This window comes from Derxia gummosa DSM 723 (genome assembly GCF_000482785.1).
In the GTDB taxonomy this organism is placed as follows: Bacteria; Pseudomonadota; Gammaproteobacteria; order Burkholderiales; family Burkholderiaceae_E; genus Derxia; species Derxia gummosa.
The window spans coordinates 24,695-49,392 of the sequence record NZ_AXWS01000003.1; the positions used below are offsets into that span (position 1 = coordinate 24,695).

Here is a 24,698-nt window from a genome sequence, read left to right on the forward strand (position 1 = left end):
GCTGACGGCGACGGGACGGTTCGATGGACAAGATCGTATTTGCGCAGGCCCGTGACAGCCTGCAGGCGGTGGCGGGCGGCGAGGGAGGTTGGCTCGATGTCGGCAAGTCCTTTGCCCAGTTGGTCGGTGCCGACACGGCCAGCGTGCTGGTCTGGCGCAGCGCCGACCAGCAGGTGCTCGCGCATGAACATACCGGCGTTGACCCCGGGCTCCAGGCCGAATACAGCGAGCACTACTACCAGTACGACCTCCTGCTGCAAAACGCGCTGAAGGGTCGAATGCGCCTGCATTGGCAGGTCAGTGACGAGGCCTTTCCCGACGAGCGATGGGGCAGCCAGCCCTTCTTCAATCTGCTGCGCCGCTACGGGATGCAGCAGGTGATCGCGCTGGCCTTGCATGTGTCCCCGGGCGTGATCGCGGGCATCACGCTCCTGCGCTCGACGCGGCTCCCGGTGTCGGCCGCCCAACTGCATTCCGGCGCGATGGGCGAGCTTTCGGATCAGGCGCGCGAGACCTTCGCGGAATGCTTCACCCGGACCGGCGCGGTGCGCCGCTCGATCCACGAGGTTCTGCAGCATGGCGGCGCACTGGTGTTCCTGGTCGACGAGAACTGGAATGTCGCGTCGCTCGACGGCCGGAGCCTCGAAGGCGAGGTGCTGGGCTCGCCGGCGCATGGCCGCATCCGCGGCAATCGGCTCGGCATCGTCGACGGCCGACTGCGCGAAGGTTTCGCGGCCGCGTTGCGCGGCGCCATGTCCGGTGTCCGTGGGCGGCTGGACTGCCGCATCGGCGAAGGACAGTCGATGCATCTCGAACTGCTGCCCTTGCCGGCGGCGGCACGACTCACGGGGGCGGACCGGTGGGTGATCACGCAGGCCGAACTGCGGACGCCGCCGGCGCTGCCGAGTCCGGAGCAGTTGCAGGCGGCATTCCCGATCACGCCCGCGCAGGCTCGCGTGCTTCATGGTCTGTGCTCGGGTGAGTCGGTCAAGCAGTTGGCCGAGCGGTTCGGCTGCGGCGTGCTGACCGTGCGCAGCCATGTCGTCGATCTGATGCGTCGCATGGACTGCTCGCGGCAGGCGGAACTGGTGCAGCGCGCGCTGCTGTTCGGGCGGGAGTGAGCCGGGCGCCCGCCCTTGGCTGAGGGCTTGGGGTAATGCGGTTCGAGCGGCGCGATGGGCAGCGCCCACGGGAGATTGGCCAATGACCGGTGCCGCGGGCCGCAGCGATTTTTCCGGGCCGGGACTTCTCAGGTGAAGAAGCTGTCGCATCACCACGCTTCATGGCGCCGCGTTGGCGCTGCACGCGTAGACAGTCGTCGCAGGCACGATCGGCGACACCTGTCGCTGCGGCAGCGGAAAGCGACATGTCGTGCGGCGTCGCAGCATGCCGGGCCTGGGCTTGTGGTCGGGCAGATGGCCCGTCATGTCACCAGGGAAGGCAGGCAAGTCGCGCAACCGCACCGATGATGGCTTTGCCTGAAATCATTGCGGCGCAACAACTTGCACCACTCCTCCCGAGGCCGGCATCCGCCCGGCCAACCTTCGGAGGAGACAGCTCATGACCGCCAGCGTCACCCCGGCCGCGCAAGTCGCGGCCAATCCCGCCGCCGCGAAGCTCGCCGACTGGCTCGGCCGCTTCGAGGCCGCGCTCGCCGCGCAGGACGTGCAGGCCGCGCTCGCGCTGTTCGGCGACGAGTGCTACTGGCGCGACCTCGTGGCCTTCACCTGGAACCTAAAGACGGTGGAAGGCCGCGACCAGATCCGCGATCTGCTCGAAGCCCGCCTCGCCGACGTGAAGCCGTCGAACTTCCGCACCGAGGAGGAACAGGACGCGACCGACGCCGACGGCATCACGAGCGGCTGGTTCACCTTCGAGACCGCCGTCGCGCGCGGTCGCGGCTATGTGCGCCTCAAGAACGGCCTCGGCTGGACCCTGCTCACGACGATGACCGAGCTGAAGGGTCACGAGGAGAAGAAGGGCCGCAACCGCATCAAGGGCGCCGAGCACGGCGTGAATCCCGGCCGCAAGACCTGGCTCGAACTGCGCCAGGAAGAGCAGGCCGAGCTGGGCTACAGCCGGCAGCCCTATGTGCTGATCATCGGCGGCGGCCAGGGCGGCATCGGTCTCGGCGCGCGGCTGCGGCGCCTGGGCGTGCCGACGCTCATCGTCGACAAGCACGAGCGCCCGGGCGACGCCTGGCGCAAGCGCTACAAGTCGCTCTGCCTGCACGATCCGGTCTGGTACGACCACCTGCCCTACCTGCCGTTCCCGGACGACTGGCCCGTGTTCTGCCCGAAGGACAAGATCGGCGACTGGCTCGAGGCCTACACGAAGATCATGGAGCTGAACTACTGGTCATCGACCGAGTGCCAGCATGCCGAGCAGGACCCGGCCACCGGCGAATGGACCGTCAACGTGCTGCGCGAGGGCAAGCCCGTCACGCTGCGGCCGACGCATGTGGTGTTCGCGCTCGGGATGTCGGGCGTGCCCAACATCCCGAAGATTCCCGGTCAGGACATCTTCAAGGGCCGGCAGGAGCATTCGAGCCAGCATCGCGGCGGCGACGAATGGAAGGGCAAGAAGGTGGTCGTGATCGGCTCGAACAACTCGGCGCACGACATCTGCGCCGCGCTGTGGGAGAACGGCGCCGACGTGACGATGCTCCAGCGCACCTCGACCCACATCGCGCCGAGCGATTCGCTCATGAAGCTGGCGCTCGGCGGGCTGTATTCGGAGGACGCGGTGGAGAAGGGCATGACGACCTACAAGGCCGACCTGACCTTCGCGTCGATCCCGTTCCGGATCATGCATACCTTCCACATCCCCGTGTACGAGCAGATGAAGAAGGACAACGCCGACTTCTACGGCCGGCTGGAGAAGGCGGGCTTCATGCTCGACTTCGGCGATGACGGCTCGGGGCTGTTCATGAAGTACCTGCGGCGCGGCTCGGGCTACTACATCGACGTGGGCGCGAGCGAGCTGGTGGCCAACGGCAGCATCAAGCTCAAGAGCCGCGTCGGCATCGAGAGCCTGACCGAGAACGGTGTGCTCATGAAGGACGGCACCGAGCTGCCGGCCGATCTGGTGGTGTACGCGACCGGCTACGGCTCGATGAACGGCTGGGTCGCCAAGCTCGTGTCGCAGGAGGTGGCGGACAAGGTCGGCAAGTGCTGGGGGCTCGGCTCCGACACCACCAAGGACCCCGGCCCCTGGGAAGGCGAGCTGCGCAACATGTGGAAGCCGACGCAGGTGAACAACCTCTGGTTCCACGGCGGCAACCTGCACCAGTCGCGCCATTACTCGCAATACCTGTCGCTGCAACTCAAGGCGCGCTACGAGGGCATCCCGACGCCGGTGTACGGCCTGCAGGAGGTGCATCACAAGGGCTGAAGCGGGGGGGCACGCGGTCCGGCTCTCTCCCGGGCCGCGCGTCGTGTTTGAACGTGGCCGCGCGGTCTGGCTCTCCTCCGGATCGCGCGGCCATGCCATGTTCAGCGCATGAGCTTGTCCGGCGTGATCGGGTAGTCGCGCACGCGCACGCCGCAGGCATGCCAGACCGCGTTGGCGATCGCGGCGCCCGCGCCGCTGATGCCCAGTTCGCCTAGGCCCTTGCCGCCGAGCGCATTGGCCTTGTCGTCGAAGCTCTCCAGGAATTCCACCTCCAGCGCCGGCACATCGGCATGCGCGGGCACGTGGTAGTTGGCGAGGTCGTGGTTGACGAAGAAGCCGCGCTTCGCGTCCACCGCGAGTTCCTCCATCAGCGCGCTGCCGATGCCGAAGATCATCCCGCCCAGCGCCTGCGAGCGCGCGGTGCGCGCATTGAGCAGCCGCCCGGCCTCGAACACGCCGAGCATGCGGCGCACGCGCACCTCGCCGGTCGCGTCATCCACCGACACCTCGGCGAAGTGGGCGCCGTAGCTGTATTGCGAATACGTCTTCAGCTCGTCGCCGGGCTTGAAGTCGGCGCTGGCGCTGCCGGTGCGTTCGCCGGTGCCCGCGAGCTTGTCGCGCAGCTTCTCGCAGGCGAGGCGCACGGCCATGCCGGAGCTGTTCGCGCCCCAGCTGCCGCCGCTGCCGGGGCCGGCGGGCAGGCGGCTGTCGCCGAGGCGCACGGTGATGCGCTCGACCGGCAGGCCGAGCGTCTCGGCGGCGATCTGCGCCAGCACGGTGTAGCTGCCGGTACCGATGTCGGTCATCGAGGTCTCGACGGTGGCGCCGGCTTCGTCCAGGCGCACGCGGGCGCTCGCGGGTTGCAGCAGGTTGCCGCGGATCGCGGCGGCCATGCCGGTGCCGATCCACAGCCGGCCCTCGCGGCGGTTGGCGGGCGTGAGCGGCCGGTCGGCCCAGCCGAAGCGGCGCGCGCCGTGCAGCATGCAATCGACGAGGCGGCGGGTGGAGAAGGGCGCGCCGCTCTCGGGATCGACCTCGGGCTCGTTGCGGATGCGCAGCTCGATCGGGTCGAGGCCGAGCATCTCGGCCAGCTCGTCCATCGCGCCCTCGATCGCGAGCAGGCCGACGGCCTCGCCCGGCGCGCGCATCGACGCCGACTCCGGCAGGTCGAGCGGCGCGAGCCGATGCGTGGTGCGGCGGTGCGCGGCGGCGTAGAGCGAGCGGGTCTGGTCGGCCGCCATCTCGTAAAAGTGGGCGCCCGGCCGGTTGCTCGCGAGCACCTCGTGCCCGAGGCCGCTCAGCACGCCGCTCTCGTCGGCCGCGAGCCGGATGCGTTGCACCGTCGCGCTGCGGTGCGAGGTGTTGTGGAAGACCTGCTGGCGCGTCTGCATCACGCGCACCGGGCGCTTGAGCGCGAGCGCGGCGGCGGTGGCGAGCACGGTTTCGGCGCGCACCTCCAGCTTGCCGCCGAAGCCGCCGCCGATGAAGCTGCTGATGCAATGCACCTTTGCCTCGGGCAGGCCGAAGGTGGCGGCAAGGATCTTCGGCGCGCGCTGCACCATCTGGTTGGCGCAATGCACGGTGAGGGCGTCGCCGTCCCAGTCGGCGACGGCGGCGTGCGGCTCCATCGCGGCATGGCTCTGGTGCGGCGTGGTCCAGGTGGCGTCGAGCGTGAAGGGCGCCTCGCGCATCGCGCGGTCGAGGTTGCCGACGATGCTCTCGGGCGGACGGATCATTGCCTTGGGCGTGACGGCGGCTTCGCGCGCGGCCTCGATGTCGTAGCGGGCGCCGGACAGGTCGGGCTCGATCGTCACTTCGATGCGGCGCGCGGCGGCGCTCGCGGCTTCGAGGCTGTCGGCGACGACGAGGGCGACGGGCTGGTCGTACTGGTCGATGCGGTCACTCGTCATCTGCGGCGCGGCACCGTCGTCCGGGCGGCCCTGGCGCGGCATGTTGCGATGCGTGAGCACGAGCAGCACGCCGGGCAGGGTCTCGGCCACGCGCGTGTCGAGCTGCGTGATGCGACCGCGCGCGGCGGTCGCGCCGACGATGACGCCATGCGCGTGCGCGCGGCTGCCACCCTGCGCGGCGGCGGACGGCACGGGCGCAACGCCTTGCGCCGTGGCCGCGCCCGTGCTCGGCGCCGTCACCTGCATCGGCGCCGCAAGGTCGCGCACCTCATGCGCATAGCGCGCCTGCCCCGTCACCTTGAGCCGCCCTTCCACACGCGGCAGCGGCTGGCCGATCGGGCCGGCCGGCGCGTCGGCGGCGCTACCGTCGGCCCGCACGACCACCGGCTCGCTGCCGCGGTCGGGCTGGGCCAGACGCAGGTCGGCGGGCGTGGGCGCGTGCGGATCGTGGCCGTTGGTGTGGCTCAGGCCGCAGGCGTCGTGCAGCAGGGCTTCGAACGTGCGTTCGAGCAGCGGGATCTTGAAATCGTTGTGGCCGTGGCCGCGCGCATTGCGCAGCAGCAGACGGGCCGCGTCGGCGAAGGTCGCGTCGCTCGCGGGCGCGCCGGACAGCAGTGCCTCCACGTCCGGGTCGCGCCAGGGCTTGGGCGCGATCCCGCCGAAGGCGAGCCGCGCCGCGCGGATGCGGCCGTCGGCCACGTCCACCACCGCCGCGATCGACACCAGCGCAAACGCATACGACGCCCGGTCGCGCACCTTCACGTAATGCTGGCTGCCGACCGGCGCCGGCGGCAGCAGCACGCCGGTCACCAGTTCGCCTTCCTCCAGCGCGGTCTCGATGTGCGGCGTGTCGCCGGGCAGGCGGTGGAACTGGCCGAGCGGAATGCTGCGGCGCCGGCCGTCGCGCGTGAGCGTCTCGATCTCGGCGTCGAGCACGCGCAGCGCCACCGCCATGTCCGACGGATGCACGGCGATGCAGCTCGGGCTGCCGCCGAGGATGGCGTTCATGCGGTTGAAGCCTTCCATCGCGCCGCAGCCGCTGCCGGGCTCGCGCTTGTTGCAGGGCTGGGCCGGGTCGTAGAAGTAGTTGCAGCGCGTGCGCTGGAGCAGGTTGCCGGCGGTGGTGGCGCGGTTGCGGATCTGGGCCGACGCGCCCGAGAGCAGCGCGCGCGACAGCAGCGGCCAGTGCTCGCGCACCAGGCCGTCGGCGGCGAGATCGGCGTTGCGCGCCAGCGCGCCTATGCGCAGGCCGCCGCCCGGCAGCGGCTGGATGCGGTCGAGCGCGAGGCGGTTGATGTCCACCATGGTCGCGGGCGCTTCGATCTCCAGCTTCATGAGGTCGAGCAGATTGGTCCCGCCCGCGATGTAGCGCGCGAAGCCGTCGGTGGCCTGCGCGAGCGCCTCGTCGGGCGTGGCGGCGCGGCGGAAGGCGAAGGGCTTCATGCGGCGCCTCCGGTCGGATGGCCGGGCGCGGCGGCGGCGGGCATGGCCGGGCCGGCGGGTTCGGCGCGCGGGCCGGCGTCGGCGTCGTCGAGCGCGGTGTGGCTGTCGTCGGCCACCGGCGTGTCGGCCACCTCGCGGATCGCGGCGACGATGTTGGGATAGGCCGAGCAGCGGCAGAGATTGCCGCTCATGCGCTCGCGGATCTCGGCGTCGGTGGCGACCGCCATCGCGCAGCCGGGGTCGGTCACGAGGCTCGGCGCGCCGGCCGCGAGTTCGTCGAGCATGCCGGCCGCCGAGCAGATCTGCCCCGGCGTGCAGTAGCCGCACTGGAAGGCGTCATGCGCGACGAAGGCGGCCTGGAGCGGATGCAGGTTGCGCGCGTCGATGGCGAGGCCCTCGATCGTCACGACGCTGCCGCCGTCGTGCATCGCGGCGAGGCTGAGGCAGGCGTTGATGCGGCGGCCGTCGGCCAGCACGGTGCAGGCGCCGCACTGTCCGTGGTCGCAGCCCTTCTTGGTGCCGGTGAGGCCGAGGGTCTCGCGCAGCAGGTCGAGCAGGGTGGTGCGCGCGTCCACAGTGACGGTGCGGCGCTCGCGGTTGATGTCGAGCGTGAGCGTGACGGGCTCGGGCGGGGCGGCTTGCATGGGAATCCTCCGGCGCTGCGGCATGGCCGCTGGCGGAGGATTCTTTGGCGCGGCGGCGGGCGGCGCGCGCGAGCCTGGTAACGGGCTGAGTCGGCTGTCGGCGAGGAGCCGACAGGGCGACGGGCGGGCGTCGGGCGCGCGGTGTCGGTGCGTGACCGGGGCGGGCACCGGGCTGTCGCGCGACGGTCATCCGCGCCGGGTGCCGCGGGCGCGGCCAAGCGGCCCGCTGCCGGTCAGCCCGCGACCGGACCGACCTCGTGGCTCGTTGCCAGCAGGGCCGGCTTCGCGAGCGTCTGGTACACGACGCAGTAGCGCTCGGTCAGCTTGAGCAGCGTGGCGATCTGGTCGGCGCCCGCGTCGGTGTCGAGCGTGAAGCGCAGCCGGATCGCGCGAAAACCCACGGGCGCTTCCTTGTCCACGCCGAGCGTGCCGCGGAAGTCGAGATCGCCCTCGGCCTCGACGCGGGCGTCGCGCAGCGCGATGCCGAGCGCCGTCGCCACCGCCTTGAGCGTGACGCCGGCACAGGCCACGAGCGCCTCCAGCAGCATGTCGCCCGAGCAGGCCGCGAGGCCGTCGCCGCCGGTGGCCGGATGCAGCCCGGCCTCGACCAGCGCACGGCCGGTGTCGACGCGGCAGGTGATGCCTTCGCCCGCGCGGCCGCTGGCGCGCAGCGTGATGACGGCGCTCGCGGGATCGACGCGGTAGCGGTCCTTGATCGGGGTTTGCAGGGCGCGCAGGTCATCGGCGTTCATCGTCTGTCTCCATTTATGCCGGGGCGTTGTCGGACCGGCAGCATGCTCGCCGGCGCGGATGTATGCAGAGTCCGCCACATGTAGCTTTTCGTGAAGCGGGAGCTTGCCCTTCTACCGTGCATCAACGGTTCAGCCCGATCCCCGGGCGGTATCGATTGCAAGGGGAAGGCAATGAGCTGGGCTGGAACTCACCAGAGCGCCATTCATGCGCTCGGCGGCGGCACGCCGCGCGCGACCGATCCGATGCGCCGCAAGCGCTTCGACACCCTCGATGCCGGTGCCGGCGCATCGGGCTTTCCGGCCAGCGCGCTGCCACCGCTCGTGTGCCTGTCGCACCTGCGCTGGAACTTCGTCTGGCAGCGTCCGCAGCATGTGATGGGGCGGCTCGCCAAGAGCCATCGCGTGCTGTTCGTCGAGGAGCCGATCGCCTGCGACGAGGCCGAGCCCCGGCTCGACGTGCATGACGTGCCCGGCGGCGTGCGCGTGGTCGTGCCCCGGCTGCCGCGCGGCTGTTCGGGCGAAGCCGCCGACGCGGCGCAGCGCCGCCTGTTCGGCGACTACTTCGCCGCCGCCGGCGTGCGCGAGCCAGTGCTCTGGTACTACACGCCGATGGCGCTCGGCTTCAGCGCCCACTGGGCCGCGCGGCTCGTCGTGTACGACTGCATGGACGAGCTGTCGGCCTTCCGTGGCGCGCCGGCCGCGCTGCTCGACCGCGAGACCGAACTGCTCGCGCGCGCCGACGTGGTGTTTACCGGCGGCCACAGCCTGCACGAGGCCAAGCGCGAACGTCATGCCAACGTGCACGCCTTCCCGAGCAGCGTGGACGTGGCGCATTTCGCCGCCGCGCGCGACGACCTTGACGAGCCGGAGGACCAGGCCGACCTGCCGCATCCGCGCCTCGGCTTCCATGGCGTGATCGACGAGCGGATCGACCTCGACCTGCTCGATGAACTGGCCTTCCGCCATCCCGACTGGCAGTTCGTGATGATCGGGCCGATCGTCAAGATCGACACCGCCACGCTGCCCCACCGCGACAACCTGCACTGGCTCGGTCCGCGCACCTACGACGAGCTGCCGGCCTATCTCGCCGGCTGGGACGTGGCGCTCATGCCCTTTGCTCTCAACGAGGCGACGCGCTTCATCAGCCCGACCAAGACGCCCGAGTACCTCGCCGGCGGACGCCCCGTCGTCTCGACGCCGATCCGTGACGTGGTGCGCGGCTACGGCGACAGCGGCGTGGTGCGCATCGCCGCCACGGCCGCTGAATTCGGCGCCGCGATCGCCACCGCGCTCGACGAACTGGCCGCCGACACCGGCGCGGTGCGCGCGCGCGCCGATGCCGCCATCGCCGGCATGTCCTGGGACGACACCGCCGCCCGCATGCTCGACTGCTTGCGCGAGGCTGCGCGCAGCCGACCGCCGCCCGGAGACGCACACCGGATCGCCGCCGTGCAAACCTTTGCAAGACCACGCGCGCCGGGCTTCGACTACCTCATCGTCGGCGCCGGCTTCGCGGGCGCGGTGCTCGCCGAGAGGCTGGCCGTCGGCCTCGGCAAGCGGGTGCTTGTCACCGACCGCCGGCCGCACATCGGCGGCAATGCCTTCGACCATCATGACGACGCCGGCCTGCTCGTCCACCGCTACGGGCCGCACATCTTCCACACCAATTCCGACGCGGTGCTCGCCTACCTGTCGCGCTTCACGAAATGGCGCGACTACGAGCACCGCGTGCTCGCGAGCGTGGACGGCAAGCTGGTGCCGGTGCCGATCAACCTCACCACGCTCAACACGCTCTACGACCTCGACCTCACGCCCGACACCGCGGCCGCCTTTCTGGCGAGCCGCGCGCTGCCGATCGCCGAGCCGCGCAATGCCGAGGAGATGGTGCTGAGCCAGGTCGGCCGCGAGCTGTACGAGAAGTTCTTCAAGGGCTACACCACCAAGCAATGGGGCACGAGCCCGGCACGGCTCGACCGGTCGGTCACGGCGCGGGTGCCGGCACGCACCGGCACCGACGACCGCTACTTCCTCGACCGTCACCAGTGCATGCCTTTGCACGGCTACACGCGGATGTTCGAGAACCTGCTCGACCATCCGAACATCCGGCTCATGCTCAACACCGACTTCGAGGACATCCGGCATGAGCTGCGCTATGGCCACCTCATCTACACCGGGCCGGTCGATGCCTTCTTCGGCTACCGCTTCGGGCAGCTGCCCTATCGCTCGCTGCGCTTCGAGCACGAGACACTCGACCGCGAATGGCTGCAACCGGTGGCGGTGGTCAACCATCCGTCACCCGAGGTGCAGTACACGCGCATCACCGAATACAAGCACCTGACCGGGCAGCAGCACCGCCGCACCAGCATCACGCGCGAGTACCCGTCGGCCACCGGCGATCCCTACTACCCGGTCCCGCGCCCCGAGAACGCCGCGCTCTACGAGCGCTACCGCGCGCTCGCCGACCGCCGGCATGACGTGACCTTCGTCGGCCGGCTCGCGACCTACCGGTACTACAACATGGACCAGGTGGTCGCCCAGGCGCTCGCCACCTACCACCGCATCGAGCAGATGGAGACCGGCCGCGTGCTGGCGGGAGTGGCCGGATGACGCCTCTGTTCGACAGCTTCTTCATGGCCGGCTTCGAGTGCTCCACCCACCGGCGCCATGACGGCCGCCGGCTCGATCTCATTGCCGCGACCGGGCACGACCGTCTTGCCGCCGCCGACTATGCCCTCGTCGCCGCCCACGGCATGCGCGCCGCGCGCGATGGCCTGCGCTGGCACCTCATCGAGACCTCCCCCGGCCGCTACGACTGGTCGAGCTTCCTGCCGATGCTCGACGCGGCGTGCGAGGCCGGCGTGCCGGTGGTGTGGGACCTCTGCCATTACGGCTGGCCCGACGACATCGACATCTGGCGCCCGGCCTTCGTCGAGCGCTTCGCGGCCTTCGCGCGCGCCGCCGCCGAGGTGGTGCGCGACCAGTCGGACGAGGTGCCGTGGTGGTGCCCGGTCAACGAGATCTCGTACTGGGCCTGGGCCGGCGGCGACGCGGGGCTGTTCAATCCGCTCGCGCAGGCGCGCGGCTTCGAGCTCAAGCACCAGCTCGTGCGCGCCGCCATCGCCGGCATCGACGCGGTGCGCTCGGTCGATCCGCGCGCCCGCATCCTCAATGTCGATCCGCTGATCCGCGTCGCCAGCCCGCCCGGCGCCACGCCCGAGCAGGCGCTCGCCGCCGCCGGCCATCACGAGGCGCAGTACCAGGGCTGGGACATGCTTGCCGGCAACCTCTGGCCCGGCCTCGGCGGCAGCCCCGACTACCTCGACGTCATCGGCATCAACTACTACCCCGACAATCAGTGGTACTTCGGCGCCGAGACCCTCCCGCCGAGCCATCCGGAACACCGCCCGCTGCGCCACCTGCTGGCCGAGGTGCACCGGCGCTACGGCCGGCCGCTGCTGCTGGCCGAGACCGGCGCCGAAGGCCCGATGCGCGCACCCTGGCTCGACCTCGTGTGCGCCGAGGTGATGGCCGCGATCGACGCCGGCACGCCGGTCGGCGGCATCTGCCTTTATCCGGTGTTCGACTACCCCGGCTGGGTCGACGAGCGCCATTGCGCCACCGGCTGCTGGAGCCATGCCGACGCCGACGGCCGGCGCCCGCCGCACGAGCCGATGCTGTTCGCGCTCGCGCGTCAGGTGGACGCCTTCGCCGCGCGATCGCCTTCCCGCGCGCGGCTGCCGGCCTGAGCGCCGTGAGCGGCGATGACCGGCAGGCACGCGTCCTCACCGGTCCCATTCCCGACCGGCCGCTCGCCTTCCTCGCGCGCTACGTGAAGGCGCGGCGCTGGCTGTTCGGCGCGCTGTTCGCGGCCATCACGCTCGCGGCGGCCTGCGCGGTGGCGGTGCAGGTCGGCATGAAGCTGCTGGTGGACGCGATGGCCAGCGGCGACCGCGCGGCGGTCTGGCATCCCTTCGGCTTCTTCCTCGCGCTGATTGCGCTGGAGAGCGTGCTGTGGCGCATCGGCGGCTGGCTTGGCGCGCGCGCCGTGGTGGCGAGCGGCGTGGACATCCGCGTCGATCTGTTCGACCACCTCACCGGCCATGCGATGCGCTATTTCCGCGAGCACCTGGTCGGCTCGGTCGGCGCGCGCGTGACGGCGGCGGCCGCCGCGACAGGCGCCATCCTCGGCACGCTCACCTGGAACGTGCTGCCGCCGGTGGTGGATTTCGTCGGCGCGGTGCTCGTGCTGTTCACGGTCGACTGGCGCATGGCCCTGGCGCTGACGGCCTGCGTGGGTTTCGTGGCGGCGGTGATCGGCGGCTTCGGGATGCGCGGGCGCACGGTGCATCACCGCTATGCGGAGCTGGCGTCGAAGGTCGGCGGCGAGCTGGTGGACGTGGTGAGCAACGTCTGGGCGGTCAAGGCGTTTGCCGCGCGCCGCCGCGAGCGCGACCGGCTGGCGCGGGAGTTCGGCGTCGAGGCGGCGGCCCAGCGCCGCAGCTGGATGTACCTGGAGAAGGCCCGCCTGCTGCACGACCTCTGCCTGTGGCTGATGGCGGGCGGCATGCTGGCCTGGGCCATCCTGCTGTGGCAGCGCCGCGCCATCACGCCCGGCGACGTGGTGCTGGTGAGCGCGCTCACCTTCCGCATCCTGCATGGCTCGCGCGACCTGGCGCTGGCGCTGGTGGGCATGGCCCAGCAGTTCGGCGCGATTGCCGACACGCTCAGGGTGCTGGCCGCGCCGCATGCCTTGCCCGACCAGCAGGGCGCGCGCGCCTTCCGGCCGCATGGCGGGCGCATCGTGTTCGAGGACGTGGGCTTCGCCTATCCGGACGGCCGGCGCGTGCTGGAGCATTTCAACCTCGTGATCGAGCCGGGCCAGCGCGTGGGGCTGGTGGGGCCGTCGGGCTCGGGCAAGAGCACGCTCGTGAGCCTGATCCAGCGCCTCGACGATCCGCAGCAGGGCCGCATCCTCATCGACGGCCAGTGCCTGGCCGAGGTGGCGCAGGACAGCCTGCGCGAGCAGATCGCCGTCGTGCCGCAGGAGGTGGTGCTGTTCCGCCGCAGCGTGCGCGACAACATCCGCTACGGCCGCCCCGATGCGAGCGATGACGAGGTCGAGGCCGCCGCGCGCCATGCCTGCTGCCACGAGTTCATCCGCCAGCTGCCGCAGGGCTACGACACGCTCGTGGGCGAGCGCGGCGCGACGCTGTCGGGCGGGCAGCGCCAGCGCATCGGCATCGCCCGGGCCTTCCTGCGCTGCGCGCCGGTGCTGCTGATGGACGAGGCAACCTCGGCGCTCGACAGTCATACCGAGCACGAGGTTCAGCGCGCGCTGGTCAACCTGATGCAGGACTGCACGGTGGTGGCGGTGGCGCATCGGCTGTCAACGCTCGACCGCTTTGACCGCATCCTGGTGCTGGAGGCCGGTCGTCTCGTCGAGGACGGCACGCCAGCGGAGCTGCGCGCGCGGGGCGGGGCGTTCGGGCGGCTGTGGCGCTCGCAGCAGGCGGCGGCCAGCGATGGCGCGCCGAGCGCGTCGGCGCGGCGCTGAGGCGCGGGCTATAGCCGACCGGCACCTTCGCCTGTGACGCGGCCACCGCGCCGCAGACGCGCTCGCTCGTGATCGAGGCCGCCGGCGCAGACGGAGCCGGGCGGCGGCCGCCACGGCGCGAGCGCGATCCTGGCGATCGACGAGGTGCGCTGAGACGCGCGACCGCTTCAGGCGGCCTGATTGCCGAGTGGCGCGTCGTCGTCGAGCACGGCGGCGAGCGCGTCGGCCAGCTCGCTCACGGTCGCCTGGATGCCGCGCGTCGAGCGCTTGTCCTGCAACTGGCGCTCGATGGTGGCGGCCAGCTCGGCCACGCCATCGAGGCCGAGGCAGGCGGCGTCGGCCTGGAGATCGGCCGCGAGCCGGCTCGCGGTCGCGCGGTCGAGCCCGAGGCTGGCGGCGATCGCGGCGGCGGTGCCGGCGTGATGGCCGCGGAACTGTTCCATGAGCCGCGCGCGCAGCCGCTCGAAGGGCGGCGCCGGCATCGGCACGGGCGCGGGCACGGGTGTTCTCTCGGGAGCGTCGGCGCGGGCGTCGATGCAGGCCGCCAGCGTGCGCAGCAGCAGGCGCGAATCGATCGGCTTGGTGAGGTGGGCGTTCATGCCGGCGGCCAGCGAGCGTTCGCGCTCGTCGGGCAGGGCGTGGGCCGTGAGCGCGATGACGGGCAGCGCGTCGTGGCGGCGGTCGGCGCGGATCGCGCGCGTGGCGGTCAGGCCGTCCATGCCGGGCATCTGCACATCCATGAGCACCGCGTCCCAGCGCGCGCCGGGCGCGTCGAGCTGGTCGAGCGCTTCCTGGCCGTCGCCGGCGATGCCCACGATGACGCCTGCCGCCTCCAGCATCGCGACCGCGATCTGGCGGTTGAGCAGGTTGTCCTCGACCAGCAGCACGCGCCGGCCGGCCAGCCGAGGTTCGATGTCGGCGAGCCGGGGCGAGGCCGCGCCGGCCGCGCGTTCGAGCGCGAGGTCGGCCATCACGCGATGCAGCAGGCGCGGATTGAGCGGCTTGGACAGCACCGCCGCCACGCCCGTCTCGCGCGCGTCGGCCGCGACTTCGTCGGGCAGATGGGCGGTGAGCAGCACCACGCGTGGCAGGCGCGCCGGATCGCTGGTGGCACGCAGCGCGCCGGCCATGTCGGTGCCGGTCATGCCGGGCATGCGCCAGTCGGACACCACGAGCGCGAAGGGATCGCCGGCGCGCTCGGCCGCATGCGCCAGCGCCAGCGCGCGGATGCCGTTCTCGGCCTCCTCGACGCGGCAGCCCAGCTCGCCCAGGGTCGAGCGCACGAGGTCGCGCGCATTGGTGTTGTCATCGACCACGAGCACATGCGCGCCCGCGATGCCGTCGCGTCCGAGCGCATCGAGACGTGGATCGCGCCGGGCATGGTCGAGCCGCGCGCTGAAGCGAAAGCAGCTGCCCTCGCCCGGCTTGCTGGTGGCCGAGATCTCGCCGCCCATCAGCCGCACCAGCTGGCGCGAGATCGACAGCCCGAGGCCGGTGCCGCCGAAGCGCCGCGAGGTCGAGCCGTCGGCCTGGGTGAAGGCGTCGAACAGCCGGCCGATCTGGTCGGGCGCGATGCCGATGCCGGTGTCGGCCACCGCGAAATGCAGCAGGTCGGGATCGGTCGGGTCGGCCTCGCAGGCGATACGCACCTCGCCGGCGCTGGTGAACTTGATCGCGTTGGTGGCAAGGTTGACCAGCACCTGCGTGAGCCGCAGCGGATCGCCGACGCGCCGGCGCGGCAGCCCGACCGACACGTCGAAGAGGTATTCGATGTTCTTCTTCGCCGCGCTGTGGCTCGTGACGGCGGCCACGCCCGCGAGCACCTCGTCGAGGTCGAACTCGGTGCGCTCCAGCGCGAGATGGCCGGCCTCGATCTTCGAGAAGTCGAGGATGTCGTCGATGATGCGCAGCAGCGACACGCCCGCGCCGTGCACCTTCTGCACGTAGTCGTGCTGCTGGCGCGTGAGATCGGTGCGCAGCGCCAGATCGGCGAAGCCGATGATCGCGTTCATCGGTGTGCGGATCTCGTGGCTCATGTTGGCCAGGAAGCGGCTCTTGGCGGCGGCGGCGTCCTCGGCGCGGCGGCGCGCCTCGTGCAGCGCCGCCTCGGCGGCCTTGGCCTCGCGCAGGTCGAGCACCGAGGCGAGCACGGTCGTCTCGGCACCGAGCTGGATGCGCACGAAGTTCACGCGGCAGGGTCGGGCCTCGCCGCTCGCATGGCGGAAGCTCCACTCGAAGGCAGCCGAGCCTTCGGCGAGCGCCTGCGCATGGCGCGCGCGCAGCGCCGGCCCGCTCGCCTCGCCGTCGGGCTGCTGCGGCGGGCAGAAGCTGGCGAGCCCGGGCGCCGGGCTTTCGATGCCGAGCAGGCCGCGCAGCGCGGCGTTCGCGTGCGACATGCCGAGGCCCGCGTCGATGAAGGCGAAGCCGTCGAGCGAATGGTCGTACACGGCCTGGAAGCGGGTCTCGAACAGGCGGCGCTCGGTCAGGTCGACGATCGACACCGCGACCTTGTACGGCCGGCCGTCGCGCTCAGGCAGCGGATTGATGCGGATGTCGGCCGGGAACACGCTGCCGTCGGCGCGCCGCGCATAGATGCCCGACGTGGCTTGGAGCCGGCGCGTCGCGCCCTTGCCGAACGAGGCCTCGACCTTGCGGTCATGGCCGGCGCGGCGGTCTTCCGGCACGAGGTCTTCCACCGTCATGCCGATGAGCTGGCCGCGCGTGTAGCCGAACTGGTCGAGCGCGGCCTGGTTGACGTTGACGATGCGGCGGTCGCGGTCCACCACCAGCAGGCCGACCGGCGCGGCCTCGACGATGGCCTGGTACCACTGCTCGGTCTCGGCGGCGCGGCGCACGGTGGCGTCGATGTCGGCGCGGTTGTCTGCAAGCCTTTGCAGCATGCGAAGGCGCCGCCGCGTGATGAGCACGTCGAGGCTGCCGATCATGCCGGCGCCTGCCGCGCACGACAGGAACATCAGCGCCGCGAGCAGCACCACGAAACCCACGCCGCCGGTGTCGAACACGCTCCCCATCACGATCTGCTGCCTGTTGGTTGATGTCGCCGGAGATGCCGCGCCCGCGACCCGGGAGACTCGTCAAAGCCTCCCTGAAGGATTGATGACCGTTTCAGGATAGGGGCTGGGCAGCCCTCGTTCCATACCGACTACGGGGTAGAGCGTGCTCGGCCTGATGGACGGGGTGAACGGCGGTAGGCCGTGGCGCGACGCGCAACGACCTACCGTTCGTCCCGCGTTCGTCAGTGCGCACTTGCCCCGGCACTTCATGACTGACCGCGATGCAAGCGCAGCACCTCGGCCAGCTTGTCGGCCTCGGCATGCAGCGCGGTGGCGGCCGCGGCGCAGCGTTCGACCACGTCGGCATTGCTGCGCGTGATGCGGTCGAGCTCGCCGACCGCGTCGCTCACCGCGCCGATGCTGTCGGTCTGGGTCCGGGTGTCGCGGCTGACCGAGCCGATCAGTCCGGCCACGCGGCGTACCTGGCGCACGACCTCGTCCATCGTGACGCCGGCGCTGTCGGCGAGCTTCGAGCCGTCCCGCACGCCGGCCACGCTCGCGCCGATCAGCGTCTTGATCTCGCGCGCGGCGTCGGCCGAGCGCCGGGCCAGCGTGCGCACCTCGGCCGCCACCACGGCAAAGCCGCGTCCGTGTTCGCCGGCGCGCGCCGACTCGACCGCCGCGTTGAGCGCGAGCAGGTTGGTCTGGAAGGCCAGCGCGTCGATCACGCCGATGATGTCGGCGATGCGGTGCGAGCTGTCGGCGATGTCCTGCATGCGCGAGACGACCGCACCCACCACCTCGCCGCCCCGGCAGGCGACGCTGCTCGCGGTCTCGGCCAGGGCCACCGCCGATTGCGCGCCTTCCGAGCTGTGGCCGAGCACCTGGTTCATGCGCGCCATCGCGTCGCCGGTGTTGGCCAGGCTGTCGCTCACGGTGCGGGTGCGCGCGCCGAGGTCCTCGGCGCTGGCCGACATCTCGGCGCTGACCGCGTGCAGCGCGCCGCTCTGCGCCTCGACGTCGTCGAGCAGGGCGCGCAGGTTGAGGCCCGACTGGTTGACGGCGCGCATGAGCATGCCGATCTCGTCGACGCGGTCGGGCACCGGCAGCCGCTCGGGATTGCCGGCGGCGACGGCGCGCGCCTGGTCGAGCACGGCGCCGAGCGGCCGCACGACCTGCCATTCGAGCCAGACCGCCGACAGCAGCGCCACCGTCGTCGCGGCGCCGGCAAAGCTCGCCAGTCCGGCACCGTGCAGGCCGCCGGCCGCGGCCGCGCCGGTGAGCAGCGCACCGCCGCCCGCGACCGCCGCGCGGGTGCGCCAGCGCAGCGGCATCGTCTTGAGCAGCGAGGTCCAGGCCAGCGCGCCGCGCCGCACCACCACGCCCTTGCGGAAGGCGAGATGCGTGGCGCGGCCCTCGCGGAAGTCGCGGTAGAGCGATTCGGCCGCCGCCGTCTCGCCCGGCTCTGGCTTGGTGCGCACCGACATGTAGCCGACCAGCTGGCCGCCGCGCCGGATCGGCGTGACGTTGGCGCGCACCCAGTAGTGGTCGCCGTCCCGGCGGCGGTTCTTGACCAGCGCGCTCCACGATTCGCCGCCGCGCAGCGTGGTCCACATGTCGGCAAAGGCTTCGCGCGGCATGTCGGGATGACGCACGAGGTTGTGTGGCTGGCCCATGAGCGCGTCGCGCTCGTAGCCGCTCACCTTCACGAAGGCGTCGTTGGCGTAGGTGATGCGGCTGTCGGTATCGGTGGCCGACATGAGGGTGGTGGCGCCGGAATAGTCATGCTCCCGACCGGTCACGGAAGGCTGCGTAGGCATGGAAGAGATCTCGCACTGGCTCGGTTGAAGAACAGCGCGGCCTCCGTTCATTCGACGCCGACGAACTGCCACTGCCAGCGCGCTGCGGAGGTCCGCATCCTGTGTGTCTCTCCGGGGATCGCTGGCACTTGCCTGCCGGGGGCGGCGGGCGCTGCTTGCCTTCGTGCTCGCCGTTGCCGGGCGCGCCAGTCGTCAGGAAGTCAGGGTAAGTCCGAGGCCGTCTTGCGCGAGTTCGGGTCTGGCCGAGGTTTGCCGGGCAAATCAGGGAAATAGCTCGGACTTTATTGCCCGAGCGCTTGGTTCCGGCGCGGCACGACGAGCTTGGCGGTCTGCACCATCACCGCCTCGTCGCGCTGGTTGCGCGTCTCGCTGCGGATGACGGCGATGCCGCGGTCGGGCTTGCTGCGCGACGGGATCAGCTCGACCACCTCGCTCACCACATGCAGCACGTCGCCGGGACGCACGGGGCGCGGCCAGTCGAGCTGGACGCCGGCGCCGATCATGCCGCCGGCCACCGGCACGCCGCTGGTGACGAGCAGCCGCATGGTGATGGCGGCGGTGTGCCAGCCGCTGGCGGCGAGGCCGCCGAACAGCGTGGCGCGCGCGGCCGCGTCATCGAGGTGGAAGGGCTGCGGGTCCCAGTCGGCGGCGAAGCCGGTGATGGCGGCGGTGTCGACGGGCGCGGAGTCGGCGCTGCGGTGGCGCAGGCCGACATGCAGGTCGTCGAACCAGAGCGGGGTGCGGGAGAGGGGCATGGCGGAGGGCTTCCTGTTCTTGTCGGGGATCGGGCAACGCGAAGGGCGGGGCGGGCAGGATCGTCGGCCCGGCATCGGCAACCACGGCGCGCGGCCGCCGGCATCCGGCCGCCGTGCGCGCTGGCGCGGGGTTCAGGGCGGCAGGTCGGGCAGGGCGGTGATGCTGGCGACCGTCAGTTCGGTGAGGTTGCCGTTGGCCTCGATGTGGCGGATGCGCACCGGCAGCCAGCCGTAGTCCATCGCGAACCAGACCTCGACGCGGTTGTCTCGGCTGCCGGGTCGGGGCAGCCGCTCGATGCGGCGCACGCGCAGCGGACCGAAGGGCGTGTCGATGCTTTCGGGGCCGCCGGCGCGCAGCACCCAGGGCTCGGCGCCGCGCACGCCGGCGAGCAGCAGGTGGTAGATCGTGCCGTCGGTGATCTCGTCGGCGCGGCTGGCGAACAGGATGGCGAGCTGCATCGTGACGCTGGCGCGGTCCTGCACGCCGGGTTCGAGCGGGAGCACGGCGGTGCTGGCCGAGAAGCTGATGCTGTTGTGCGCGGGGTCGCGGTTGAAGTTGGTGGCGACCTGGGCGCGCGTGCGGGTCTTCTCGGTGTAGCGCAGCGGTTCGAGACCGGTTTCGCCGAGGCGGCCGGTGCTGGTGGAGTTCTGCAGCCGCACCGAGGTGACGAGCAGGTCGAGCGAGGCTTCCTGTTCGAGCGAGTAGCGCTCGTGGCCGATGCGCCAGCGCAGCACGCCCTTGCCGAAGTATTCGTTGCCGTTGACGACGGCGCGGGCGTTGAAGTCGAGCTGGCGGCTGGGCGGGACGACGCGCATCTCGCGGCGCTGGCCGGGCACGGGGCTGGGCCAGTCGCCGGGCCAGGGGGCGGGGGCGTCATCGGCGGCGGCGACATCGGCGCGCTGGGCCGCGCGAGCGTCGGCGTCTGGGGCGTTGGCGGGCGGGGTGGCGCTGGCGTCGGCGCGCGCGGTCGGAACGCCGGTGACGGGCGTGGCCGGGCCGGCGCTGGCGTCGGGGGCCGTGCTGCCGTCGCGCACGAGCGGCGCGGGGGCGGCGGCGTCGGGGGCGAGTTCGCCGGCGAGGTTGTCGGGCAGGTCGGGGGCGGTGGCGGCCGGGGCGGGGGTGTCGGCGTTGGCGTTGGCGGGCGCCGGGGCGGCCTGGGGTGGCGTGGCGGTGTCGGTCGCGGGGGCGGTGTCCGTGTCGGTACCGGGCGCGGCGTTGGCGGCACGCGGCGCGGGATCGGCGTCGGTGCCGGCCAGCGGCGGACGCGGCGCGGCGGGCTCGGGATCGGCGAGTTCGACCTGGACACCCGGGTCGCGCCACTTGCCGTCGGCGCCGAGTTCCCGCGTGGTCTGCCATCCGTGCCAAAGCAGCACCAGATGCAGCAGCGCCGACAGCGCGATCCAGCTCCAGCGGCCGGCCCGCGCGCGTCGCGCCGGCCGTTGCGCGGCGGACGGCTCGGTGATGGGGCGAAGGGCGGGGCGCATGGTCGGAGGCTGCGAAGGGACAGGCGGGCGATGGTAGCCGCAGCGTCCCCGCGCGTCGGCGCCGCCGGTGTCCCGGTGCTCGTGCCCGTCGCGCTACCCGGATCGGCATGGAGTGCGACGCAAAGAATTGCTCGCATACTGGAAAGCACGATCCGGCGGCCCGCGCGGGCCGATCGGCAAGCGCACCAGGGAGATGTGATGAGCGACAAGACGAAGGAAGGTTTCGCGGGCTTCGGCCTGCCCGGTTTCTCGCTGCCCAATCCGCTGGGCGGGGAGGGGGGCATGGTCGGCGGGCTCAATTCGGGCGTGGAGTTCCTGCGCACGCTGTGGGGCGGCGCGGCGGCCGGCGCGGGGCCGGCGGGTTCGCCGCTGCCGGGCTTCGTGCTGCCGTCCTTCGACGTGGATGAGATCGACCGTCGCATCACCGATCTGCGCGCGGTCGAGGGCTGGCTCGACACCAATCTGCAGATGCTGCGCACCGCGATCCAGGCGCTGGAGGTGCAGCGCAACACGGTGGCGACGCTCAAGTCCTTCGGCGAGGTGCTGGCCAAGCCGGGCGCGCATGCCGAGCAGTTCGCGCGCCACGGCGCCGAGCCGGGCCAGCCGCTGACGATGCTGGGCGCGCTGTTCGAGGCGCTCAATCCGCGTCGCGCCGAGGGTGCGGCCGGCCCCGCGCCGACGCCGAGCGTGTCGCCCGACTGGCCGATGGACACGCCCAATGCTCGCCATCACGAACCGGCTTCTGCCGGCAAGGCCGCGCCCCGGCCGGGCGGCGCGACGGCCACGGCTCCTGCCGGGCCCACGGGCAAGCCGGCCGGCGCCGATCCGGCCGCGACGTCGCAGGCCGAGCCCGCGCGCCCCGGCTGGAGCGAGGCGGTCGCCGCCGCGTTCGGCTGGCCGGCCCGGGTGGCCCAGGCGGCGGCCTCGGCTGCCGGCGCCGTGCAGCCGGGTGCCGTGCCCGACGGCGCGCCCGTAGCGGCGAAGCCTGCCGCCGCGAAGCCGGCCGCGATCGACCCGGCCAGCATCCCGCCTCATACCGTGGTGCCCGAGCCCGATCCCGACGCCTTCGATGACGATGACGATTTCGAGGCGCTGCCCGCCGGTGCGACTGGCACCGGCGCCGATCCCGCCGCCAGCCCCGCGCCCGCCGCCACGGCCTCCGGCGCTGGCGCCGACGCGGCTCCGTCCGATCCTGCCGCGCCTGCGGCCGATCCGGCCCGCGCCATGAAGGAATTCGCCAGCGGCGCGGCGCTGGCCAACGCCACCGCCTGGTGGAACCTGATGCAGGACCAGTTCGCGCGGGTCGCCAGCGCCGCGATGCAGGGTGTCGCGCCGGGCGACGAGACGGCGGCGCCCGCCACGCCGGCCGCCGCGACGCCGCCGGGCACCGGCCGCGCCGCGCCGGGCCGGGCGCCGGCCGCGTCCGCGCGCGCCGCCGCGAGCGGGGCCTCCACGCCCGCGCCCCGCGCGCCGGCCGGCAAGACCACTGCGCGCGCCGCCACGCCCAGTCCCGCCGGCGCGGCGGGCGAGGCCGTCGCCCCCGCCGCCCGCAAGGCCGAGGCCCGTCCGGCGCCCAGGTCGGCCGCGCCGCGCCCGGCCGGCTCCGATGCGCCGGCCCGGAGTGCCGCCCCGCGCAAGACGGCCGCGTCGGCCGCCCCCTCCGCCGCCCGGACCGACGGCAAGCCCGCCGCGCGCTCCGCCGCCGGACCCGCCGCCAAGACCGCCCGATCCACCCCGCCCGCCCGCCGCCGCCGAGCCACCGAGACCGATGTCTGAACCCGTCCCGCCCCCGTCGCAACCCGATGCGCGCTCCGCCGCGCCCGGCCGCTTCCGCCATGCGCACGCGGTCCATCCCAACTGGCGCATGGCGGTCGAGCTCTGCCTCGCCCAGCTCGATGCCCAGTCGCGCGATCCGGCCTACGCGAAGCGCGCCAACCTCGGTTTCGCCTACCTCGGCGACCAGCTCACGCCCTATGCCAGCGAGATCCTCGCCTTCCTGCGCGTGCGCACCGGCGTGCCCGACTGGGTCGGCTCGGTCGGCATCGGCGTGGTCGCGTCCAATGCCGGCTATTTCGACGAGCCGGCGTTGTCGGTGATGCTGGCCGATCTGCCACCGGCCTCGTTCAGCGTGTTCAGCGGCACCCGGCCGATTCCCGCCGCCGAGCAGCGCACGCCGAGCGGCGCGATCGCCGCCCACAGCGCGCTGGTCCACGCCGATCCCGACGCGCCCGACCTGCCGCTGCTCGTCGCCGACCTCGCCCGGCGCGTCGAGAGCGGCTGGCTGTTCGGCGGCATCACCTCGTCGCGCGGGCCGGGCGTGCAGCTCGCCAACGAGACGCAGTCCGGCGGCGGCCACGCGGCCAATGTGTACGGCAGCGGGCTGTCGGGCGTGGTGTTTTCGAGCGAGGTGCATCTGGCCTCGCGCAGCTCGCGGGCGATCGCGCCGGTGGGCGGCGCTCACACGGTCACGCGCGCCGAGGGCAACGTGGTGTTGGAGCTGGACGGCAATCCGGCGCTCTACGCGCTGCTGGCCGACCTCGACGCCGACAATCCGCTCACCCTCGTGCGTCATCCGCGCCTCACGTATGGGCTGTTCGTCGGCCTGCAGCTGCCGGGCGCGGCGCCGCACGACATGCTGCTGCGCAACGTGCTGGCGCTCGACCCGCGCGACGGATCGATCGCGCTGGCCGGGCCGGTCGAGCCGGGGCGGCGGCTGCTGTTCTGCTCGCGCGACGCGAAGTCGGCCCGCGTCGACCTGCGCCGCGTCTGCGCCGAGCTGCGCGACGAGATCGAGTCCGACGCGCCCGCGCTGGCGCTGGAGGCGGCGCGCGCCAGCGGTCCGCTCGACGGGCGCCGGCGCATCCGCGGCGGCATCTACATCTCCTGCGTCGCGCGGCCGGGCCAGCTCTTCGACGACCCTTCCGACGAGCTGGCGCTGATCCGCGACAACCTCGGCGACATACCGCTCACCGGCTTCTTTGCCAATGGCGAGATCGCGCGCGACGAGCTTCAAGGCCACACCGGCGTGCTGACGCTGTTCCTCGGCTGAGGCGGGCGGCGTAAGGTCGGAGCAGCGCGTCGTTCGCGCCGGTTCGCGTGGCTTTGGCGTCGGCGCGGGCGGCGCAGCATCGTGCGCATCGAGATCGCTGTCGCATTGCCCGCCGGTCGCGGCGGGCCGGAGAGCCGCCATGTCCGCAGTCGTGCAAGTCCTGATGTCGTCATGGGTCCGTCGCCGCGCGGGCCTGGCCCTTGCCGCCGTGCTCGTGGCGGGCGGTGCCCGGGCCGAGGGCCTGAGCCTCGGTCCCGCCGACGCGGTCGGGCTGACGGCGAGCGGGACCGGGCTCGGCCTGAGCCTCGGCGAGCGCGTCGGGCTGCGGCTCGGCGCCGACGTGAGCGCACCCGACGCGAGCCTGCGCGCCGAGGCCCGGCCGGGCCTGCGTCTCGATTCGCCGGCCGATGCCGCCGGTTTCGGCGCGGCCCGGCTCGCCGCCCTCGACCTGCTGGCCGACTGGCAGCTCGGCGGCGGACTCAAGCTCACCGGCGGCGCGCTCTACCGCCAGGGCGCGGGCGGACTGAGGCTGCTGCCCGATGGCGCGGGCAGCCTCGGTCTCGGCGGCGCGGCGCGTGCCGTGGGCGGCATGCCGGGCTTCTCGCCCGGGCTGGCCGATCCGGGGCGCTGGCGCCTCGCGCCCTATGTGGGCGTGGGCTGGTCGTCGCGTCGCGCCGACGGGCTGGGCCTCGGCCTGCATGCCGACCTGGGCCTGCTGTTCCCGGCTGCCGATGCCGACGCCCTGGCCGGCGGCGATGCCGCCCTCGCCGGGCGCCGCGCAGACGACGAACTGCGCCTGCGCGACGACCCGCGCTTCGGGCGCGGCCAGCCGGTGCTGTCGATCGGGGTGAACTGGGGATTCTGAAGCGCACCGGCGTC

At 72.6% G+C, this 24,698-nt stretch carries 15 protein-coding genes; 8 read left to right on the top strand and 7 right to left on the bottom strand.

All coding sequences use genetic code 11. The features are described 5' to 3' along the window. Positions 1 to 23: 23 nt before the first annotated feature. Positions 24 to 1,121 carry a helix-turn-helix transcriptional regulator gene (locus H566_RS27050; RefSeq protein WP_051377761.1) on the top strand — a complete coding sequence of 366 codons (1,098 nt, stop codon included), beginning with the start codon at positions 24 to 26 and terminating at the stop codon, positions 1,119 to 1,121. 439 nt (positions 1,122 to 1,560) lie between these two features. Next, entirely contained in the window at positions 1,561 to 3,393 is a 1,833-nt protein-coding gene (locus H566_RS0100850) for an NAD(P)/FAD-dependent oxidoreductase (RefSeq protein WP_028309948.1), read from the top strand. Positions 3,394 to 3,494: 101 nt separating this feature from the next. On the opposite strand, the gene H566_RS30310 is transcribed toward H566_RS0100850, so the two are convergent. The 3 genes from H566_RS30310 to H566_RS0100865 all read right to left on the bottom strand — a co-directional run bounded on the left by H566_RS30310 (position 3,495) and on the right by H566_RS0100865 (position 8,142). Beyond that, the gene (locus H566_RS30310) at positions 3,495 to 6,746 is read right to left on the bottom strand and encodes a molybdopterin cofactor-binding domain-containing protein (RefSeq protein ID WP_084544596.1); all 3,252 of its coding nucleotides are present in this window, start codon (positions 6,744 to 6,746) and stop codon (positions 3,495 to 3,497) included. Continuing rightward, positions 6,743 to 7,558, bottom strand: a complete 816-nt coding sequence (locus tag H566_RS22110; protein WP_407919699.1) for a 2Fe-2S iron-sulfur cluster-binding protein — start codon at positions 7,556 to 7,558, stop codon at positions 6,743 to 6,745. Before H566_RS22110 ends, H566_RS30310 begins: the two co-directional genes overlap by 4 nt. A gap of 65 nt (positions 7,559 to 7,623) precedes the next feature. Further along, a complete protein-coding gene (locus tag H566_RS0100865) occupies positions 7,624 to 8,142 on the bottom strand; it encodes an OsmC family protein (RefSeq protein WP_028309950.1) in 519 nt (172 codons plus the stop codon). A gap of 171 nt (positions 8,143 to 8,313) precedes the next feature. On the opposite strand from H566_RS0100865, the gene glf reads away from it, so the two are divergent. The 3 genes from glf to H566_RS0100880 are packed head-to-tail and all read left to right on the top strand — an operon-like array spanning position 8,314 to position 13,696. Further along, the gene (gene glf, locus H566_RS30460; RefSeq protein ID WP_051377763.1) at positions 8,314 to 10,749 is read left to right on the top strand and encodes a UDP-galactopyranose mutase; all 2,436 of its coding nucleotides are present in this window, start codon (positions 8,314 to 8,316) and stop codon (positions 10,747 to 10,749) included. Next, positions 10,746 to 11,888: a glycoside hydrolase family 1 protein gene (locus tag H566_RS0100875; RefSeq protein WP_028309951.1), complete on the top strand. Its 1,143-nt coding sequence runs from the start codon at positions 10,746 to 10,748 to the stop codon at positions 11,886 to 11,888. The genes glf and H566_RS0100875 overlap by 4 nt, the downstream gene beginning before the upstream one ends. 5 nt (positions 11,889 to 11,893) lie before the next feature. Continuing rightward, the gene (locus tag H566_RS0100880; RefSeq protein WP_139826436.1) at positions 11,894 to 13,696 is read left to right on the top strand and encodes an ABC transporter ATP-binding protein; all 1,803 of its coding nucleotides are present in this window, start codon (positions 11,894 to 11,896) and stop codon (positions 13,694 to 13,696) included. 167 nt (positions 13,697 to 13,863) lie between these two features. Here the strand turns inward: H566_RS0100880 and H566_RS22120 are convergent, their stop codons facing one another. The 4 genes from H566_RS22120 to H566_RS0100900 all read right to left on the bottom strand — a co-directional run bounded on the left by H566_RS22120 (position 13,864) and on the right by H566_RS0100900 (position 20,770). Continuing rightward, positions 13,864 to 16,728, bottom strand: coding sequence for a PAS domain-containing hybrid sensor histidine kinase/response regulator (locus H566_RS22120; RefSeq protein ID WP_051377767.1), 2,865 nt, complete (start codon positions 16,726 to 16,728; stop codon positions 13,864 to 13,866). 248 nt (positions 16,729 to 16,976) lie between these two features. After that, a complete protein-coding gene (locus tag H566_RS0100890; protein WP_028309953.1) occupies positions 16,977 to 18,530 on the bottom strand; it encodes a methyl-accepting chemotaxis protein in 1,554 nt (517 codons plus the stop codon). Between the two features lie 281 nt (positions 18,531 to 18,811). Continuing rightward, positions 18,812 to 19,285: a MaoC family dehydratase gene (locus H566_RS0100895; protein ID WP_028309954.1), complete on the bottom strand. Its 474-nt coding sequence runs from the start codon at positions 19,283 to 19,285 to the stop codon at positions 18,812 to 18,814. 132 nt (positions 19,286 to 19,417) lie between these two features. Further along, a complete protein-coding gene (locus H566_RS0100900; protein ID WP_028309955.1) occupies positions 19,418 to 20,770 on the bottom strand; it encodes a DUF3108 domain-containing protein in 1,353 nt (450 codons plus the stop codon). A 198-nt stretch (positions 20,771 to 20,968) separates the two neighbouring features. Here H566_RS0100900 and H566_RS27055 point away from each other — a divergent pair, with 198 nt between their 5' ends. The 3 genes from H566_RS27055 to H566_RS0100915 all read left to right on the top strand — a co-directional run bounded on the left by H566_RS27055 (position 20,969) and on the right by H566_RS0100915 (position 24,684). Next, complete coding sequence (locus H566_RS27055) at positions 20,969 to 22,546, top strand: PhaM family polyhydroxyalkanoate granule multifunctional regulatory protein (RefSeq protein ID WP_028309956.1); 1,578 nt, start codon at positions 20,969 to 20,971, stop codon at positions 22,544 to 22,546. Continuing rightward, the gene (locus tag H566_RS22130; RefSeq protein ID WP_084544598.1) at positions 22,539 to 23,819 is read left to right on the top strand and encodes an FIST signal transduction protein; all 1,281 of its coding nucleotides are present in this window, start codon (positions 22,539 to 22,541) and stop codon (positions 23,817 to 23,819) included. Before H566_RS27055 ends, H566_RS22130 begins: the two co-directional genes overlap by 8 nt. Positions 23,820 to 23,958: 139 nt before the next feature. Further along, on the top strand, positions 23,959 to 24,684 hold the full coding sequence (locus H566_RS0100915; RefSeq protein ID WP_028309957.1) for a hypothetical protein: 726 nt from the start codon (positions 23,959 to 23,961) through the stop codon (positions 24,682 to 24,684). The last annotated feature ends 14 nt before the right edge of the window (positions 24,685 to 24,698 follow it).